This is a genomic window from Paenibacillus sp. CF384 (genome assembly GCF_900106745.1).
In the GTDB taxonomy this organism is placed as follows: domain Bacteria; phylum Bacillota; class Bacilli; order Paenibacillales; family Paenibacillaceae; genus Paenibacillus_Z.
Window position 1 is genome coordinate 104,716 of record NZ_FNNV01000011.1, and the last position, 17,454, is coordinate 122,169.

Below are 17,454 nucleotides of genomic sequence, written 5' to 3' on the forward strand. Positions count from 1 at the left end.
GTGATTCGTACAGAAGAACTGCTGCTTAACGTCGGCCCACAGCATCCCAGCACGCACGGCGTATTTCGTATTGTCGTCAAGCTGGACGGCGAAGTAATTACGGAAGCAACGCCTGTCATGGGATACCTGCACCGTGGGACTGAGAAGCTTGCGGAGGATTTGAACTATACTCAAATCATTCCTTATACCGACCGGATGGATTACGTCTCGGCGATGACAACCAACTATGTGCTCTGCCATGCGGTAGAGACGATGATGGAGCTTGAAATTCCGGAGCGGGCAGAATTTATGCGACTGATCGTAATGGAGCTGCAGCGTGTAGCCAGCCACTTGGTGTGGTGGGGCACATACCTGCTAGATATCGGCGCCATGAGTCCGTTCCTATTCGCATTCCGCGACCGCGAGATCATTATCAATTTGTTTAATGAGTTATGCGGTGCACGATTAACGTACAACTACATGCGTGTTGGCGGAGTCAAATGGGATGCGCCTCCCGGCTGGATCGAGAAGGTGCGCGAGTTTATCCCGTATATGGAAGGCAAGCTTGACGAGTATGACAGACTCATTAGCGGTAACGAAATCTTCCTGGCTCGGATTAAAGGCATTGGCCGCTACGATGCGCAAACCGCGATCGACTACGGACTCTCCGGAGCGAATCTGCGTTCCACGGGCGTCGATTGGGATCTGCGCAAAGCAAAGCCGTACAGCTTGTACGACCGCTTCGAATTCGATGTGCCGGTCGGTAAGAATGGCGATTGCTATGATCGTTATCTCATCCGTCTGGAAGAGATTCGCCAATCGCTTCGTATCTTAAAACAAGCCGTGGAACAATTCCCGTCATCAGGCGATGTTATGGGCAAGGTTCCTCGTGTCATACGGCCGCCGGCCGGCGAGCTCTATGTCGCGATCGAATCGCCGCGAGGCGAGATCGGCTGTCATATCGTCTCCAAAGGCAAAGCGGAGCCATACCGGCTTAAATTCCGTCGCCCTTCCTTCGTAAATCTGCAAATCTTGCCCAAGCTGTTAGTCGGGGAAACCATGACCAACCTCATTACCATTCTGGGCGGCATCGATATTGTCGTAGGGGAGGTTGACTGCTAATGGGATCTTGGCTCGAAGAAACACTGACGTGGGGCAACGCGCTGCTGTTCTTCCTGTGGGGCGTCATCCTGCTCGTGATTGTACTCGGCTTCGTGACCTATGCGATCTTCTTCGAGCGTAAGGTTATCGGCTGGATGCAATTCCGGATCGGTCCGAACCGCGTTGGCCCCTGGGGGCTGATGCAATCGGTAGCCGATATTACGAAGCTGCTGATTAAAGAAGATACGATCCCGCGCAAAGCAGATCGGCTGCTGTTCATTCTCGCTCCTGCGCTTGCTTATGTGCCTGCTTTTGCCGTGCTGGCGGTTATCCCGTATACGCAAAAGCTTTATTTTGCCGATATTAACGTGGGTTTGCTCTATTACGTGGCACTGTCGGGCATCTCGACCATTGCGATTGTACTGGGCGGTTGGTCGTCCAACAATAAGTACGCGCTGCTCGGCGGCATGCGCTCCGCAGCACAAATGATCAGCTACGAAGTCCCGCTTGTTATCTCCGTAGTCGGCGTCATCATGATGTCGGGCTCGCTCAACCTCCGCTCCATTGCGGAGCAGCAGGGCGATTGGTTCTGGCAGTGGAATTTCATTCCGCAAATCATCGGATTCGTGATCTTCGTGATCGCAGCCGTATCGGAGCTCAACCGTACGCCGTTTGACTTGCCGGAGGCTGAATCGGAGCTTGTGGCCGGTTATCACGTTGAATACAGCGGCTTCCGCTTTGCCTTCTTCATGCTGACAGAATATGTGTACGTGTATGCCATTGCTGCACTCACGACCGTATTGTTCCTTGGCGGCTGGCATGCACCGGCACCGTTCCTCACGTGGATTCCGGGGATCATCTGGTTCCTTCTTAAGTTCTCGGCAATTGTCTTCTTCTTGTTCTGGATCCGTGCGTCGATGCCGCGTATCCGAGTGGATCAGTTGATGGGACTGGGCTGGAAGGTGCTATTGCCGGTAGCGATCCTGAATGTGTTTCTGACGGCGGTGTATATGGAGTTGTTCGTGAAGTGATAAGCTTCTGGCTCGGTAAGGCTGAGGGCTCTGAGAGAAGTGCCTCTAGTAAATATAGCAGTCATGTTCAGGAGGGAATTGGATGAAAGGTCTCTTAAAAGGGCTTGGTGTTACGCTCAAATCAATGACCGAGAAAAAAGTTACCACTTCCTATCCCGATGTGCCGATCATCATGCCGGACCGTTATCGCGGCATCCAGCATTTTGAACCGGACAAATGCATCGTGTGCAATCAGTGTGTACGTATATGTCCGACGGAGTGCATCTCGCTTGTAGGGAAGGCGAACCCCGATCCGGAGAAAAAAGGGAAGGTCATCGACACGTACGACATCAACTTCGAAATTTGCATACTCTGTGACCTATGCACGGAAGTGTGTCCGACCGAGGCGATCGTCATGACGGGTAATTTCGAATTGGCGTCTTACAGCAGAGATGAGCTGTTCAAGGATCTGAAATGGCTGGATGAGAACAACCGCAACGTCCGCCAAGACAATAACAATATCGGTGCTCCCGCAGCTGCCAGGGGAGGCGCGAAATAGACGATGTTCAACTTTAATTTCTCCGGTGAATTCGTCGCCTTCTTCGTCTTCTCCGTCCTGATTATCAGCGGCGCCGTATTGATGGTCAGCTTCACCAAAGTCGTGCACATGGTCGTCTCGCTCGCAGCTGTATTTATCGGCATAGCCGGTATGTTCGTTCTGCTGGAAGCGGAGTTTCTGGCTTTCGTGCAGGTGCTCATCTACGCGGGCGCGGTGTCCATTCTGATGATCTTCGGCATTATGATGACCAAGCATCAGGAGGGGGAGGCCGAGCAGGCGAAGCCGCTTCGTGAAACGCTGACGGCCATCGGCGCACTTGCGCTGTTCGGCATTCTGTTCTATGCCATCCGTCAGTCCGAGTTTCCAGAACCGGAGCAACCGCTGATGCCGTCGTCGGCAGACAACACGATGGAGATCGGAAAGCTGCTGTTTACCGGTTATGTCATTCCGTTCGAGCTCGTATCGGTGCTGCTGACGGTTGCCTTTATCGGAGCCATCGTGCTGGCGAAGAAGGAGGCCGAATAGATGCTATCTTCCTATCTGACTATGGCCGCGATTCTGTTCTGTATCGGCCTTTACGGTGCGCTTGTCAAAAGGAATGCCGTTATCATCCTATTGTCGATTGAGCTCATGCTGAACGCAGTAAACCTCAACCTCGTCGCATTCTCCAAGTATGGTGTTGTCCCCTCGCTGACAGGACAGATGTTCACCCTGTTCAGCATTGCCGTAGCAGCTGCTGAAGCGGCTGTCGGAATCGCCGTACTGATTGCGCTGTTCCGCGCACGCGGGACTGTCAATGCGGATGAGTATGACGAAATGAGGAGGTAACGGCATGGATACAAGTTTCTCGCAATCAGCCTGGCTGATTCCGCTCTTCCCGTTCGCGGCGTTCCTGCTGCTGCTTGCCTTCGGGCGCGGCCAGCGAATGCTTGGCGTAACGCTCGGTGTAGTAGGCTCTTTTGCAGCTCTGGTGCTGTCCGTTCTCGTCTTGATCGAGCATATGACAGATGGATCGGCTTATTATCAATATGCTTTCAAATGGATTGAGCTCGGCAGTCTCGTGATGAATGCCGGCTTCGAGGTCACGAATTTAACAGCAATCATGCTTGTTGTCGTCACTACCGTCAGCTTCTTGGTGAACGTGTACTCGGCAGGCTACATGAAGACCGATGAACGGATTTCCGTCTTCTACAGCTATGTGGCACTCTTCACGTTCTCGATGCTCGGGCTCGTGCTGGCTGATAATATGCTGACGCTCTATATTTTCTGGGAGCTGGTAGGGGTTTGTTCGTTCCTGCTCGTAGGGTTCTGGTATAGCAAACCGGAGGCCAAGGCTGCGGCCAAGAAAGCGTTCATCGTGACGCGGATTGGCGATGCGGGCTTGCTGCTCGGCATTCTGGTGCTCTATTGGTACATGCCGGATCATGCGCTGGATTTTGTAAGTATCGGTAATGCCTTTGACGGCGGAACCGCTGTCATCGCTGCAGGGGTAACGACTTGGATTGCGGTGCTGATCTTTATCGGCGCTGTCGGCAAATCCGGTCAGTTTCCGCTCCATGTCTGGCTTCCGGATGCGATGGAAGGCCCGACGCCGATCAGTGCGCTGATCCATGCTGCAACAATGGTTGCTGCAGGGATCTATCTCGTTGCGCGGACGTTTGATATTTTCCAAGCTTCACAGACGGCTATGGATATCGTCGCTTATGTAGGCGGCTTTACCGCCATATTCGCCGCTACCATCGGTGTCGCGCAGAATGATATTAAGCGAATACTCGCTTACTCCACGGTCAGCCAGTTAGGCTATATGATGATGGCGCTTGGCCTTGGTTCGATGACAGGCGGCATATTTCATCTCTTCACGCATGCCTTCTTCAAAGCACTGCTCTTCCTGGGAGCGGGCAGCGTCATTCATGCCGTACATACGCAAAACATTCACGAGATGGGCGGCTTAAGCTCCAAAATGCGCATTACAACCTGGACGTTCGGCATTGGAGCGCTTGCGTTATCCGGTATTCCGCCGTTCTCGGGTTTCTGGTCCAAGGATTTGATTCTCAATGAGGCGCTTCACGAGAAACCGGTGCTCTTCGTAGTCGGCGTGATCGCGGCATTCTTCACGGCTTTCTACATGTCGAGGCTGTTCTTCCTCGTCTTTATGGGCAAGCCGAAGGGCGACCATGCCCATGAGTCACCGTCCTCGATGACGATTCCGTTAATCATCCTTGCGGTGCTGGCGGTTGTGGCCGGTTTTGTACAAACGCCATGGAACGATACGCTCGGAACATGGTTAACCGACGGTGCCGAGAAGGAGCATGGCGGAGGCGGTCTCGTGATGGTGATCTCCGCGGCTGTCGGTCTGCTAGGGTTGTATCTGGGCTGGCTCGTATTCGTCAAAGGAACCATTGCACGCGATGCGGTATCCTCGAGGGCGCCTTGGCTTGTAAGGCTGCTCGAGCGCAAATATTACATGGATGAGCTGTATGACATGCTGCTGGTGCGTCCGCTGCGCGGGCTGGGCCAGTTGCTTAATATGGTGGATGACTACGTGGTGGATGGACTTGTTCGCGTAGCAGGCGGAACGGCAGTACTGTTCGGTCGCGGCGGAATAAGGCTTCAATCCGGACAAATCCAAACTTATGGATTGGTCACGCTGCTGGGTCTCGTCGTTCTTATTGTGGCTATTGTCGGAAGGAGGTTCTGGTGATGCTGGCTGATCTTCCGATTCTATCTCTTATTACATTTTCTCCGCTGCTAGGCATTCTGGTGCTTCTGTTTCTACCTAAGCAGCGGAGCCGCTGGCTGAAAGTGGCTGCAATCTCGGCTACGATTCTTCCTTTGCTGCTATCACTATGGCTGTATGCCGATTATGACGGCACCAAAGGCGGGAAGAGCTATGAAGAGACGGCAACCTGGATTGATACCTCGCTGAACAAAGAAGCGGTTGGCGATGTGAGCTCCTATTCGTTCACCTTCCAATATCACATGGGCATCGATGGTCTGTCGCTGCCGCTGCTGCTGCTTACCACCATTGTCGGTGTTATGGCCGCACTGGCCTCGGTACATGTGAAGAAACGATGGAAGTCGTTCTACATCTGGTTCTTGCTCCTTGAAGTCGGCATGATCGGCGTATTCCTGGCGCGAGATGTTTTCTTGTTCTTCGTCTTCTTCGAGATGACGCTTATTCCGATGTTCTTCTTAATCGGGATCTGGGGCTATATGAACCGCGAGAAAGCGGCGAATAAGTTTCTGCTTTATAACGGAATCGGCTCCGCGATTATGCTGCTGGCTTTCGTGATGCTTGTTGCAACGGCGGGCTTCCGCGTGGAGCAGCTGCCGGAGAAGCAGCAGACGAACCTGAGTTACAGCGGCAGCTACGAAGTGATTAGCAAGAACCTGACAGATCCGGAATCCTACGTGAATATGTCAACGGAACAGATGCAGGGGCAGGATAATCCGCTCTATCTCTCGGAACGGATGCGCTGGGTCATCTTCCTGCTGCTATTGATTGCATTCGGCATTAAGCTGCCGATCTTCCCGTTCCATACGTGGATGCTGCAGGTACATGCCGAAGCGCCGCCTTCCGTCGTTATGATCCACTCCGGCGTTCTGCTCAAGATGGGAGCATATGGGTTACTCCGTTTCGGGGTATTCATGTTCCCGGGGGAAGCGAAGGATTGGGCGGTGGCGCTGGCTATACTCGGTGTCGTGAATATTCTGTATGGCGCGGTACTGGCGCTCGTGCAGAAAGAATTTAAACTCGTGCTTGCCTACTCCTCGATCAGTCATATGGGGGTCGTGCTGCTCGGGATTGCTTCCTTTAATGAAATCGGGCTTAATGGCGCCCTCATTCAATTGATTTCGCACGGTTTAATCTCCGCGCTGTTATTCTTGGTTGTCGGCAGCATCTACGAACGTACGGGCTCGACGGAGCTGAAGGATCTCGGTGGTTTGGCCCGAAGCATGCCGTTCATGAGCGGCATTCTGCTGGCAGCCGGTATGGCCTCTCTCGGATTGCCGGGCTTATCCGGATTCGTAGGCGAGTTCCTCTCCTTCTTAGGGCTGTTCGATTCGATGAGAGTGATTACGGGCATTGCGGTGCTCGGCGTTATTCTGACCGCCATCTATGTGCTTCGGAGTATACTTGGCATTACCTTCGGCTCGATGCCGGAACGGTTCGCGGCGGCACGGGATGTGCGCCTCATTGAAGCGGTGCCGATGATTACGCTGCTGGCATTCATCGTACTGATCGGGGTATACCCGGCTGTTCTGACGGAGCCGATGAAGCATGGCTTTGACATGCTGCTTCAGCAACTTACAGAGAAGGCGGGGAGGTAGACGATGGAAGCTGCACAACAACAGCTGCAATCGCTCACCTGGAGTGATGCAGGCTATCTCGCCCCGGAATGGATTCTGATCGCTTTTACAATAGTGCTCGCTGTAGTGGATTTATTTTTGCCGCGCCGTTCGAGCAGGAGCGTTATTGGCTGGCTGACGCTTGGCGGTATCTTGACCTCGCTTGGTTTCGTTGTATGGCGGATACTGGATATGGCATCGAAGGCGTCGGATGCGGAAGCAGCCGGGCAGCCGATGAGCAGTGTCATTCGGATCATGGCGGATAGCTACAGAATCGATTATTTCTCCAGCATGCTCAAAATCGTATTCCTGGTGGCAACCGCACTTATCGTGCTGATGAGCCTGGGTACGGTGAAGCGATCAGACATCGTGGATAAAGGTGAATTCTATTACTTGCTGCTCCCGGCAGTCGTCGGTGCGATGATTATGGCTTCCTCCGGGGATCTGATCACGCTCTACATTGGGCTGGAGCTGCTGAGCATTACAACCTACGTGCTCGTCGGTATTCGCAAACAAGCGGTGCAATCGTCAGAGGCCGCGTTTAAGTACGTAGTGACAGGCGGTATCTCCTCGGCATTGATCCTGTTCGGGATGTCGTATCTCTATGGCATTACAGGCGCGACGAATCTTGGTGCGATTGCGCAAGGGGTACAACAGCATGCGGCCGATTTCCCGGCACTGCTCTACGTCGGATTCTTCTTCATCTTAGCGGGTCTTGGCATCAAAATCGCCGCAGCTCCGTTTCATTACTGGGCAGCGGATGTCTACCAAGGAGCGCCTACGCCGATTACGGCTTTCCTGGCTGTCGTCTCCAAAGGTGCGGCATTCGCGGTTATTTTCCGCCTCGTGTACAATGTGGCTTTCTACGCTTCATCGCCGGAGAAGCCGATTGCAGATGATATCTTCCTAGCGCTCAACGTGATGGCTGCTGCCGCGATGCTGGTAGGATCGACGATGGCGCTCAGACAATTCAACGTCAAACGTCTGATTGCCTTGTCCGGTGTTGCGAATGCAGGTTATCTGCTCGTGCCGCTGGGGCTTTCGCTCAAAGGCATGCATGCCTCGAATTTCGGGGAATTTATCTTCTATCTCGCAGCTTACCTGCTGATGACAATCGGTGCGCTTACCGTGTTCACCATTATTAGCAAGTCGGCCGGCACCGATGAAGTAGGCGGGTTCTCGGGACTCTACTATCGGGCTCCTTGGACAGCAGTAGCGATGGTCGTCTTCGTCCTCTCGTTAGCGGGCTTGCCGATTACAGGCGGTTTCTTCGGGAAGCTGTTTATCTTACTTGGCGCGGCGCAGTCGCATCTCTACTGGATTGCAGCGATTATGGTCGTGAGCAGCGTCATCTCGTATTATTTCTACTTCGGCATCATCAGGCAAATGTTCATGCGCGCTACAATCGATAATGAGGTGCAAGTTCCGGTCACAAGCGGCATCGTCATCTGGCTGTGCGCGGCTGCAACCGTGGCGCTCGGTATCGTGCCAAGCCCGGTGCTGAACTGGATTAACACGCATTTCTCCATCGTAAATGATTTGTTTGTCCGATAGCGAAGCAGCAAGACAGGGTTAGGTTAAGGTCGAAAGGACGAGGAGCGGGCCTGCGGGTCCGCTCTTTTGTTATGTTAAATAGAGCGAAGCGGCGTCGATTGAATGGGCAAGCCGTACAAGGTCGAACTCATGCGAAATATCGGGGGTTCTCTTGTCCTAGTTCATTATTATCGGAGTTCAACGAATCTTTAGATTAAGTCAGGCATATCGGCGCATAAACATCGGAGTAAACAGCTATAAAAGGGGGACTATCGACCTTTTTATTGTTGTTTCTACAAATTCCTTAAAGGAGAATGGGACTCGGGAAGCGAAACGTTTCAGATCACAGGCTGCGGGTTAAAGGCAGACTAGGATGATCATCTCCAATAGGAGCTCTAACACTTGTATGAAGCCGAAAGGGACAGTGGCTGTTATGCCAACACTAGGCTATAAGGATATGTCTTATTTCGTAGCGGCGCGCCGAGTCGGCAATCGTGTAGCTGCGGCCGTGGTAGTTGCCGCTGCGGCGTTAGCGGCGACGTTTGCTGCGCCTGCGCCGCGCCGCCGCACCGCGCTGCACGCTGCGCTCGCAGCGCTGCTGCTGTGGAGCGCCCCTGCGGGCGCGGCATCCGCCGCCGCAGCAGGGGCCGCTCCCGCGGCCTCGCCGCCTGCGGCGGCAACCGCCGGCCCGCCGCATGGCGCGGCCGCGGGCGAACCCGCCGCCGCCGGCGGCCAAGATGAGCCCGCGCCCACCGGCGGCTGGCTCATCAAGTGGCGCGACCCGGCGCTGGCGAAGCCGCTGCCGGGAACGCGCCTGCTCCGCCGCCTGGCGATGCCGGCGGCGGGCGCGGTGGACGTTGTCCGCCCCGAGGACCCGGGGGCGGACACGTCCGAGTGGCTCCTCCGGCTGCAGCAGATGCCGGAGATCGCGTACGCCCAGCCGATCGGCAGCGTCAAGCTGCTGGCCGCGCCGGCGAGCAATGATCCAGAGCTGCCGAAGCTGCAGCATCTGGATCAGATCGGGGCCCAGACCGCCTGGTCGAAGGTGCATGATCAGCTGGATCTGACCATTGCACTCATTGACACCGGCGTCGATTTGGACCACCCGGATCTCAAGAACAACTTGGTGGCCGGTACGAATCTGGTCAGCCCGGGCAAGCCGCCGGAGGATGACAACGGACACGGGACGGCCGTAGCCGGGGTTCTTGCGGGTGAAGGGAACAATAAAGAAGGCATTGCAGGCATTCTATGGCGTGCCAAGCTTATGCCGATCAAAGCGCTGGATGCCGATGGCTTCGGCGATGAAGAGCGGCTGGGCAAGGCGATCGTCTATGCGGTCGATCATGGTGCTCGCATACTCGTCCTCTCTGTTGGTCTCTATCGTTATTCGCCTTATCTTCGTGATATCGTGCAATATGCGGAGTCGAAGGGGGCGCTGCTTGTAGCGGCCAGTGGGAACGACGGGCTGGCGCTGGGTTCGAAGGCCGAAGTGAAATATCCGGCCGCTTACGCTACGGTACTTGCTGTGGCCGGTGTTGACGCGGATGGGAAACCGGAGCCGCGCTCCAATGCCGGTCCGGAGAATGATATTGCGGCACCATGGCATGTCTATACGACGGCACTGGGCGGCGGGTACAAGCATGAAGAAGGCACCTCGATGGCTGCGCCTCAGGCAGCAGCAGCGGCAGCGCTCGTATGGGCGGTACATCCCAGCTACAAACCATACCAGGTACGTGCTTTACTCAGGCAGACGGCAAGGGATATTGGCAAACCGGGGGTGGATGATGCTAGCGGCTACGGCCTTCTCCAGATAGACCGTGCCGTAACGGACGTGCTTCGAGCAGATGGCTATGAGCCGAACGACACCAGGCAGACTGCGCAGAAGTTCCCGCTTGGCAAAAGAATCGCAGCCGAGCTTGCAGGCGGCCAAGATAAAGATTGGTATACACTTGATGCGCCTTATGATGGTGTGATATCGCTTCAATTTCAAGGGCTTCTCTCAGGAGGCGAGACCACGCCCATCCTTCAAGTGACTCATGTTGTGGGAGGCGTCGTTCAGGGCACAAAAGTTACGAAACTCGGCAACCAAACCGTCGAGTGGAACGTTAAGAAAGGGAGGAATGAATTTGAGCTCCACTTCTTCGCCCAAACGACGAAGCAGCGGCTCCCTTATTTGCTGACCTCCTCCTTTGAGATTGCACCGGATAGCTACGAAATGAACGATAAGCAGTATCAAGCCTTTACGCTGAAGCCGCAGTCCCAGAAGGTGACGGGGAATTTTCATCAGACAGGTGATCGCGACTGGTACGCGATTCATTTTGAGACGGGGGGCACGCTCAAGCTCTCGCTTTCTACCGACTCCGCACGAATTGATCCCGCACTTGCCTTCGGGCGGCAAGGGGCAACGCTGCAGGAAATCGACGAGAACAGTGAAGGCGAGACGGAAACCTCGGAGCTGATCAATGTTACACCGGGTATCTACTACATACGCGTTCATAACGGAATGTCGGCACAGGCCGGTCCGTCTGCTGCGGCGTATACACTGAATATAGAGCTTGTTTCCAAATATACCGATCCCAACGAGCCCAACAACAAATCGTATGAAGCAACAGGGGTTGCCAAAGGTTCTGATTACTGGGGTGTCATAGGAGCAGCGGATGCCGATTGGTATCAATTGCGCCTTGGAAGTGAAAGTGTGTTATCCGTGCAGGTTAACGGCATTCCGAGTGGAATCCGAATGAAGGCGGAGGTGTTCGATAAACGGCAGCAGCTGTTATTTACCTTGCAATCCGCAAAGAATGATACCCGCATGGTCAAAGAGCAGCGCGTACAGGCAGGCCTGTATTACGTCAAGGTGACGGCGAGCAGCAGCTTTGACAGACAGTACTATGGCTTTCGCATGGATGCTGAACCGGTCGTTGCAGGGTTTCGCGATATCACCGGTCACTGGGCAGCGGATACGATTGTAGCGCTGAGCAAGGACCGCATCGTGGAAGGGAGCGGCAACTATCGCTTTTACCCGAATCGGAGCATCACGAGAGCAGAAGCGATCTCTATGTTGGTAAGAGCATTGAATCCGACTGCAAGCACGGGACCGAGCTTTACGGATGTCACCTCGAAGCACTGGGCATACGGCTCTATTACAAAAGCTTCAGGAACCGGATGGGTCGGCGGTTATCCAGGCGGGGCCTTTGGTCCTGGTAAGCCAATAACCCGGGAAGAAATGGCGGTCATTTTGCTTCGGGCCCTCCAGCTGAATAGCTCACTTCCATATGCAGCGACTTTCGTGGATGTGAAGCTGACGCGGTGGTCCGCACCGGCCATTCAGACGATGAAGCAACAAGAGCTGCTCGGGGGATACCCGGACGGCAGCTTTAGGCCAGAGCAGACGGCAACGCGAGCGGAGTTCGCGGCACTGCTGCTTCGAGCCATGAACATGAAGAATTTGTAGCAGGGAGCCAATCGAATGGATCAATTAGCCGCTAATGCCGGCGTACATGCACTTATTTCCATTGTTGTTGAGCTATTTAGCATTGCAATGGCTTGGATTGTGTTGCAAGAGCTGAAGTTTGACACCATCTTGAAGCGTCCGCGCAGCTCGCAGGCACGTATTTTGCAAATTATGCTCGCCATCGTGCTTGGGCATGGTTTTGCCGGCTTCGTACTCGATTACTGGAACTGGTCGGGCTTGCTGAGGGGAATTGTCGAATAACAAGGTGGCAATATGTAAACAATGGGTAGTATATGACGGTACGAAACGAAAAATAGGCTGCGAATACTATAAAAAATGCCATTTTGGGTACGGGTTCGACAGGCAGAAAATAACGCTTGTCGTTTCTTGTAGACGGGTGGTAAGATGTAGGTTGGGTACGGAGTACCGTACCATTAATTGTGCATAAGACAAGAATCTACTGCACGCGGAGGGAAACCTAAAGATGAGCAAAATAATCGTCCGCGGCGGCCAGCGACTATCCGGAAACGTTCGTGTAAGCGGAGCAAAGAATGCCGTATTACCGATTCTCGCTGCCACGTTACTTGCAAAGGAAGGCGAGAGCGTCATTTATGACGTGCCTAATCTAGACGATGTAATTACGATTCAACAAGTACTTTCTGCCTTAGGCGGGAAACTGACATATGACAATGAAACGATGCGGATATCCGCAGCCAATTTGACTTCGTTCGAAGCTCCTTATGAGTGGGTGCGCAAGATGCGTGCATCCTTCCTTGTAATGGGACCGCTTCTGGCGCGTCTTGGCCGAGCAAGAATTTCCCTCCCGGGTGGATGTGCAATCGGCACACGTGCGATTGACCAGCATTTGAAGGGCTTCGAGGCGATGGGCGTCGAGATCGTCCTGGGCCAAGGCTTTATCGAAGCACGCAAGGAAGGCAAGCTTAAAGGCGCTAAGATCTATCTCGATGTAGCCAGCGTAGGCGCAACGGAGAACATCATGATGGCGGCTGTACTTGCAGAAGGCACCACATCCATCGAGAATGCGGCGAAGGAGCCGGAGATCGTGGATCTTGCCAATTACTTAAATGCCATGGGTGCGAAGGTTCGCGGAGCAGGCACAGGCATTATCCGTATTGAAGGTGTGGAGGAGCTGAAAGGCGCTCATCATACTGTCATTCCGGACCGCGTGGAAGCGGGTACTTTTATGATCGCAGCTGCCATGACAGGCGGCGATGTTCATATTGACGGCGCAATCGGCGAGCATTTGGCACCGGTAATCTCGAAGCTTGAAGAGATGGGCGTTGCCATTACGGAGACAGACAACGGTCTGCGCGTAGTAGGTCCGCAGAAATTGAAATCAGTAGACGTCAAGACGTTACCATACCCCGGATTCCCGACTGATATGCAGTCGCAGATGATGGCGATTCTGTTGATTGCCGAAGGCACCAGCATCGTGACGGAGACGATCTTCGAGAACCGTTTCATGCATGTCGAGGAATTCCAGAAGATGAGCGCTCAAATTAAGATCGACGGCCGCATGGCCATCGTAAGCGGCAACACAGCACTTACTGGTGCAAAAGTAACCGCTACCGATCTTCGCGCAGGTGCAGCACTGATCTGTGCAGCGCTATGTGCGGATGGTGAGAGCGAAATTACCGGCCTTCACCACGTCGATCGCGGCTATGTCGACATCACGGGTAAGCTTGCGGCGCTTGGCGCTAACATCCACCGTGTTGATCCGATACCGGCTGAGCCTGTGTATTCGAAAGTGCTCGAAGGCGTTGCTGCCGTACTGGAGGAACCGGTCGTTGTAGCTGCAATGTCTGCAGAGCCAGTGAAGCGTGAGAAAGAAACGCCTCGCCTGAAAGTTCAACCTACCTGGGCATAAGATTCATTCCTAACACATAATCGTAATAAGCTGCCTCTTGTGTTCACTTGTGAACGTAAGAGGCAGCTTTTGTTTTGTGCAGAATTGGCACGATAGCTCCCCTCCCCCGAGAAGGAAGCTGAACTCTCAGCAAACAAACTAACCAATTCCCCTGGGCAAAGGAAGCTGAGCGTGCAAAACTCGAACTCTCAACGCCAAAACCACACCAAAATGAAGCCGAGAATTCCCAAACTGAACTCTCAGCAGACAAACTAACCCAATCCCCCGGACAAAGGATGCTGAGCGTGCAAAAGTCGAACTCTCAACGACAAAACCACACCGAAATTCTGCTGAGAGTTCCAATAATGAACGCTCAGCAAACAAACTAACCAATTCCCCTGGGCAAAGGAAGCTGAGCATGCAAAACTCGAACTCTCAACGCCAAAACCACCCTGAAATGAAGCCGAGAGTTCCAAAAGTGAACGCTCGGCCAACAAACTAACCCAATCCCTCAGCAAAGAAAGATGTGAGTGGTGGTGGGCGACATTTGACCGCTGAGAAGCGGATTTCCCGACTGTCAGCATCTATTTTCAGTGATATTACAGTTGAGAGTCGGGTTTTCCTGCTCTCGAGGTGTGGCAGTGGTGTGTTAGGCGACTTTTGACCGCTGAGAAGCGGATTTCCCGACTCTCAGCATCTATTTTCAGTGATATTACAATTGAGAGTCGGGTTTTCCTACTCTCGAGGTGTGGCAGCAGTGGTGTTAGGCGAATTAAAGCGGAGAGTACGGCCCCACACCCCATGCCCCCACCGTCCTCCCACTCGCCTCCCACTCATCCCCCCTTCGTCCCCGCATCCTCCCAACCAACATCCCACCCATCCACCATCTCTCTCTCAACAACATTCTCTTCTCCCTTTTCGGTACTATCCTACTTTTCCGGTTCATAGACTGTACCAAATAGGAATTAAGAGAAATGAGAGTAGCAGAACAGGAAGGAGCAGCAGATGGAACGTGTGAGATGGCGGACAGGCAGTCCGAGGAGTCGATGGTGGAGAGGCTGGATGTTGTGGTTTACGTGGGGATTGCTGCTTGTCGTGCTGGTGAGAGGGGCTGTCTATCTCCTGGACGATAGGAATGCAGCTGCCAATAACGGCGAGATTGGTCAGGCAGAGGATCAGCAGCAGGTGCTGGGCAACGAAGCATCCGAGCAGAATGCCGCAGTAGAGGAAAGCGCAGCACCAAACGAGACGGACAAGCAGCCTATGAAGGAAGCGCAATCGGTCGGCAGCAGCGGAAGCAGCGGCACTAGAGGGATCAACATACTCACCGCCTATGACCGAATGTGGGTTAACGTGTATCTCACCAAGGAGAAACGGATTGAGAAAATGCCCATTGAGCTTTATGTGCGCGGGGTGCTCGCCGGCGAGATGCCGATTGATTTTGAATTGGAGGCTCTGAAGGCGCAGGCCATCGCAGCCCGAACCTATATCTATAAACGAATGAAAGCAAACGACCATAGCGGGCTAAGCGGTGAAGCGGAGAAGGCAGATGTGGACGATACCGTGATGAACCAGGTGTATGTGCCCCTGAGTTCGCTTCTGTCGCGCTGGAGCGGGACAAGTAAGGAAAAGAATCTCGAGAAGCTGAATGAGGCTGTAGCGCAAACTAAGGGGCAAATCGTGACCTATGAAGGGGAGCCGATCCAAGCGGCTTTCTTCTCAACAAGCAACGGTTACACCGAGAATGCTTCGGATTATTGGGATCTAGATCTTCCATACTTGCGCAGCGTCGCCAGTCCGTGGGACAAGTCGATTTCACCTAGTTATAAAGAAACGGTAACGATGTCGCTCAATGACTTTAGCAAGAAGCTTGGCATTAAGAAAAGCGCAGTCCGGCAAATGCGAATTCTCGATACGACAGCGGGCAAGCGCATTAAGACGGTTATGATCGGCAGGGAGATGCTAAGCGGCAGAGAGATTCGCGAAAAGTTGGGGCTAGCCTCCTCGCAGTTTAACTGGACCATCCTCGATGATGAAATCCAAATCACCACTTTCGGCTATGGCCATGGGGTGGGAATGAGTCAATGGGGTGCAAACGGTATGGCCCAAAGCGGGGGAACGGCAGCAGAGATTCTCGCACACTATTATTCGGGCACGCAGCTTTCCAAAGCGAAAGGGCTGGTAGACTAGCGCAGCCATCGCCCCTAGCTTCTCTAACAATCTCAAAAAATGTTAAACCCTCACGTATAAACTGCTAGGTTGTGGCAACAATGGCTAGTGAGGTGATCGAACAATGAGTGATAACAAATCAAAGTTCAATGAAGAAGCTCCCAAAAATGTAGTGGGAGGCACTGCCGTCAAACCATCTGCATGGAGAAAGCTGCTTGCGAAGAAGTGGGCAGCACCGTCAGCATTCCTAGCCGCGGCAGCAATTATCGTAACCTTAATGTGGCTCTATGGGGGAGCTGGGGAAACTAGTAACAAGCCAGCCAGCACCGACGTAGAAGTCTCTCAAGGTACGACGGATGGAATGACAGCGGATCAATTGCCGGCAGACGATGAAGCAGTTAACTCATCGGAGTCCGAATTGATGAAATGGCCTGTTGACCGCAGCCAGCTGGATGTTGTAGCGCCGTTCTATGACGCGAAAGCTACCGGTGAAGAGCGCCAAGCCGCTCTGATTCAATCGGGCAACACGTTCGTAACGAACATGGGCATTGACTTCGCGAAGAACGACACGGCATTTGATGTATCGGCAGCACTGAGCGGCCGCGTCATCGTATCCGAGAAACACCCGCTTAACGGCAACATTGTCGAGATCAAGCATGCGGACGGAATCGTTACCGTCTACCACAGCTTGAGCGACGTACAAGTTAAAGTGGGCGATGAAGTGAAGCAAGGCACGGTTATTGCAAAAGCCGGCAGAAGTGAGCTGGAGAAAGAACTTGGCGTTCACATGCACTTTGAAGTGCGCAAGGACGGCAAAGCGATTAACCCCAATACGTTTATCACATCTGATTCCGCAAGCGCAACTGAGAACTAGAAGCCAGCGGAGTGCTTTATGAAGGCAGGATACCCTGCCTTCTTTTTTTATGTTCTTTTGCCAGTAAAATGGGACTTTCGGAGTGGAAAAGCAGCCGGTTCTGAAAATAATTGCTGTTCTTTAGCTTGTCACGCTTGGACACAAAGAATATATACCCGTACCCCTCATATACTGTACCAAACTATCTCGAGTAGGGAGGCGGGAGCGTGCACGATTATATCAAAGAACGGACCATAAAAATCGGCCGTTGCATCGTCGAGACGAAGCATACGGTGCGGACGATTGCAAAAGAATTTGGCGTCTCCAAAAGCACGGTGCACAAGGATTTGACCGAGCGATTACCGGAAATAAATCCCGATTTGGCAGACCAGGTCAAGCACATTCTGGAATACCACAAATCGATCCGGCACCTGAGGGGAGGAGAAGCAACTAAAATCAAGTATAAGAAGAGCTCAGGGCGCAAGCGCGAGGTTCTTGCGGCGGCAAAATCGTAAGCGATTTTTTCTACAAAAATAGAGGAATTTCGTACATTTCAGCGAATACTAAACAGGATGATCAGTG

General features: G+C 53.4%; 14 protein-coding genes. All 14 read left to right on the forward strand.

The genetic code is table 11. The features are described from left to right. The 14 genes from BLW29_RS18430 to spoIIID all read left to right on the forward strand — a co-directional run bounded on the left by BLW29_RS18430 (nt 1) and on the right by spoIIID (nt 17,387). The gene (locus BLW29_RS18430; protein ID WP_090982266.1) at nt 1-1,101 is read left to right on the forward strand and encodes an NADH-quinone oxidoreductase subunit D; all 1,101 of its coding nucleotides are present in this window, start codon (nt 1-3) and stop codon (nt 1,099-1,101) included. Next, nucleotides 1,101-2,111, forward strand: a complete 1,011-nt coding sequence (gene nuoH / locus BLW29_RS18435) for an NADH-quinone oxidoreductase subunit NuoH (RefSeq protein WP_090982268.1) — start codon at nt 1,101-1,103, stop codon at nt 2,109-2,111. The genes BLW29_RS18430 and nuoH overlap by 1 nt, the downstream gene beginning before the upstream one ends. An 82-nt stretch (nt 2,112-2,193) precedes the next feature. Then, complete coding sequence (gene nuoI / locus BLW29_RS18440; protein ID WP_090982270.1) at nt 2,194-2,649, forward strand: NADH-quinone oxidoreductase subunit NuoI; 456 nt, start codon at nt 2,194-2,196, stop codon at nt 2,647-2,649. Between the two features lie 3 nt (nt 2,650-2,652). Further along, nucleotides 2,653-3,174, forward strand: coding sequence for an NADH-quinone oxidoreductase subunit J (locus BLW29_RS18445; RefSeq protein ID WP_090982272.1), 522 nt, complete (start codon nt 2,653-2,655; stop codon nt 3,172-3,174). Beyond that, nucleotides 3,175-3,477, forward strand: a complete 303-nt coding sequence (gene nuoK, locus BLW29_RS18450) for an NADH-quinone oxidoreductase subunit NuoK (RefSeq protein WP_090982274.1) — start codon at nt 3,175-3,177, stop codon at nt 3,475-3,477. A gap of 4 nt (nt 3,478-3,481) precedes the next feature. Beyond that, nucleotides 3,482-5,350, forward strand: a complete 1,869-nt coding sequence (gene nuoL, locus BLW29_RS18455) for an NADH-quinone oxidoreductase subunit L (protein WP_090982276.1) — start codon at nt 3,482-3,484, stop codon at nt 5,348-5,350. After that, a complete protein-coding gene (locus BLW29_RS18460) occupies nt 5,350-6,981 on the forward strand; it encodes a complex I subunit 4 family protein (protein ID WP_090982278.1) in 1,632 nt (543 codons plus the stop codon). The genes nuoL and BLW29_RS18460 overlap by 1 nt, the downstream gene beginning before the upstream one ends. A gap of 3 nt (nt 6,982-6,984) precedes the next feature. Beyond that, nucleotides 6,985-8,553 (forward strand): NADH-quinone oxidoreductase subunit N, encoded by a 1,569-nt coding sequence (locus BLW29_RS18465; protein WP_090982280.1) that lies wholly within the window; start codon nt 6,985-6,987, stop codon nt 8,551-8,553. A 385-nt stretch (nt 8,554-8,938) separates the two neighbouring features. Beyond that, the gene (locus tag BLW29_RS18470; protein ID WP_090982281.1) at nt 8,939-11,983 is read left to right on the forward strand and encodes a S8 family peptidase; all 3,045 of its coding nucleotides are present in this window, start codon (nt 8,939-8,941) and stop codon (nt 11,981-11,983) included. A gap of 15 nt (nt 11,984-11,998) precedes the next feature. After that, nucleotides 11,999-12,244: a DUF1146 domain-containing protein gene (locus BLW29_RS18475; protein WP_090982283.1), complete on the forward strand. Its 246-nt coding sequence runs from the start codon at nt 11,999-12,001 to the stop codon at nt 12,242-12,244. A 223-nt stretch (nt 12,245-12,467) separates the two neighbouring features. Continuing rightward, the gene (murA, locus tag BLW29_RS18480; protein WP_090982285.1) at nt 12,468-13,871 is read left to right on the forward strand and encodes a UDP-N-acetylglucosamine 1-carboxyvinyltransferase; all 1,404 of its coding nucleotides are present in this window, start codon (nt 12,468-12,470) and stop codon (nt 13,869-13,871) included. Between the two features lie 984 nt (nt 13,872-14,855). Then, nucleotides 14,856-16,040 carry a stage II sporulation protein D gene (gene spoIID, locus BLW29_RS18485; protein ID WP_256208713.1) on the forward strand — a complete coding sequence of 395 codons (1,185 nt, stop codon included), beginning with the start codon at nt 14,856-14,858 and terminating at the stop codon, nt 16,038-16,040. Nucleotides 16,041-16,143: 103 nt separating this feature from the next. Next, nucleotides 16,144-16,893 carry a M23 family metallopeptidase gene (locus BLW29_RS18490; RefSeq protein ID WP_090982291.1) on the forward strand — a complete coding sequence of 250 codons (750 nt, stop codon included), beginning with the start codon at nt 16,144-16,146 and terminating at the stop codon, nt 16,891-16,893. 206 nt (nt 16,894-17,099) lie between these two features. Next, on the forward strand, nt 17,100-17,387 hold the full coding sequence (gene spoIIID / locus BLW29_RS18495) for a sporulation transcriptional regulator SpoIIID (RefSeq protein ID WP_090575384.1): 288 nt from the start codon (nt 17,100-17,102) through the stop codon (nt 17,385-17,387). The last annotated feature ends 67 nt before the right edge of the window (nt 17,388-17,454 follow it).